The organism is Dialister sp. (assembly GCF_036343215.1).
GTDB lineage: Bacteria > Bacillota > Negativicutes > Veillonellales > Dialisteraceae > Dialister.
This window is the reverse complement of record NZ_JAZASU010000182.1, coordinates 1-1,782: the sequence shown is the minus strand read 5'-3', so window position 1 is coordinate 1,782 and position 1,782 is coordinate 1. Positions and strand designations below refer to the sequence as shown.

Sequence of the window (1,782 nt, the reverse complement as noted above, 5' to 3'; positions counted from 1 at the left end):
TAAAATTTAAAATTAATAAATTAAAAAGCGTATCCTGCTGGATACGCTAAAATGGGGTTATGTAATTGTCTGTTTTTAGGAGTAAATCCTTAAGTGTGTGCCATTACCTGAAGTTCGGGGGGGCTCCGCGAAGCGGTGGGGGGATGTACGATCATACAAGTCGAAAATGAACTTAAAGGCAAAATCTAAACCTGCGCCCGAAGGGCGCCGCCTTCCCGACAACCCCGAAATGACCCCCGATACTCCCGACAACCCCGAAACAAAAGCCTTTGATAAATCATTTTGCTTTCAGCTTTGAATCATAGAAAAATTTCAATTTCTCTATTGACATTATCTAAATTTTCCGATATACTATAATCAACAGATAGAAAATGATCTATAAAATTAATCAACCATTTTCCTCAATCATTCACCTTCCTTTTGAGAGAAAATGTTCACATATCCACCTTTCATCCGGCTTCGCCGGAGAAAATAACCATGACGGACTGCTTTCACCTTCCTTCGCAGCCCGCATGTGAAAATAAACCATCCAACCTCCTGAAAAATCCGCAGTTTGCGGATTTTTTCATTTCCGGATATTGCAGGCCCGCGCCGATGTATTTACAATAAAAAGCAAATACACGAACGAAAGGTGATTCCATGAACGTATTACTGACAGGCTTTGAGCCCTTTAACAAAGAACCCATAAACTCCTCCTGGGAATCCGTCCGCCTGCTGGAAGGACTTTCCGCGGAAGGAGCCATCATTCACACCCTGAAACTTCCCACAGTCCGGGGCATCTGCATGAATAAACTCCTCGAAGGCATGGCAGCCTGGGATCCGGAAGTCATACTCTGCACAGGAGAAGCCGGTGGAAGAAGCGCGCTATCCCTGGAACGGGCCGCCATCAACTGCGATGACTATTTTTCCCCCGACAATGGAGGAAATATGCCTGTAGACGAACCCATCATGCCCGGAGGTCCCGCCGCCTATTTCTCCACCCTTCCCATCAAAAAAATCTGCAAAGACCTTACCTCCCTTGGAATTCCCGCGGAAATATCCAATACCGCCGGCACCTTCGTGTGCAATCATCTTTTCTACAGCCTCATGGATTTTCTCTCCCACAGCAGAAAGGAAAGACTGGGCGGATTCATCCACATTCCCTATCTCCCCTTCCAGGCCGCCCGCCAGCCCGGAACTCCCAGCATGTCTCCGGAAACCATAACCACCGGACTTATGATGGCTATTTCCGTCACCGTAAGAGAACTGAAAAAGCCGAAACAGAAATATGTGCAGTTCCCGGTTCGCAGTGATCAGTGATCAGAGTGACCGGATTCTTTGCAACTTTGAAAAATCAGCTGTCTTCGTGGCTTGTCATCGATCGGGAAACGGGACTCGGGGCGGTGGCGCGGCATAAATCAGGAAGCCGCGCCTTTTTTATATGGGAAAGCACAGCCCCATGGCACATACGAGACCAATTACCTGAAGACTCAGGGGACAAAAGTCTCAAACCCTTAGCATGCTATCGTTTCAGGCTCCCCAGGCCTGGGGAGCTGTCCGCGAAGCGGACTGAGGGGTTGTTCTACCGTTTCAAGTCGATTACAGGGCTGACTGACGAAACATTTTCATGCCAGTTGACTCTATCGGAAGTCAGGAGCCATCCTCACAGGCCCCCCGAAGTTCGTAATGGCACACACTTAAGGATTTACTCCTAAAAACAGACAATTACATAACCCCATTTTAGCGTATCCAGCAGGATACGCTTTTTAATTTATTAATTTTAAATTTTAATGCGCGGAAAGC

At 47.2% G+C, this 1,782-nt stretch carries 1 protein-coding gene; it reads left to right on the top strand.

The window, feature by feature from the left end:
- Nucleotides 1–639: 639 nt before the first annotated feature.
- Nucleotides 640–1,299 (top strand): pyroglutamyl-peptidase I, encoded by a 660-nt coding sequence (gene pcp, locus VZT47_RS10205; RefSeq protein WP_330224853.1) that lies wholly within the window; start codon nt 640–642, stop codon nt 1,297–1,299.
- Nucleotides 1,300–1,782: the final 483 nt, after the last annotated feature.

Excerpts from the sequence above, each read along its gene's own strand:
- pcp (WP_330224853.1), top strand. The coding sequence starts at position 640 with ATGAACGTATTACTGACAGGCTTTGAGCCCTTTAACAAAGAACCCATA.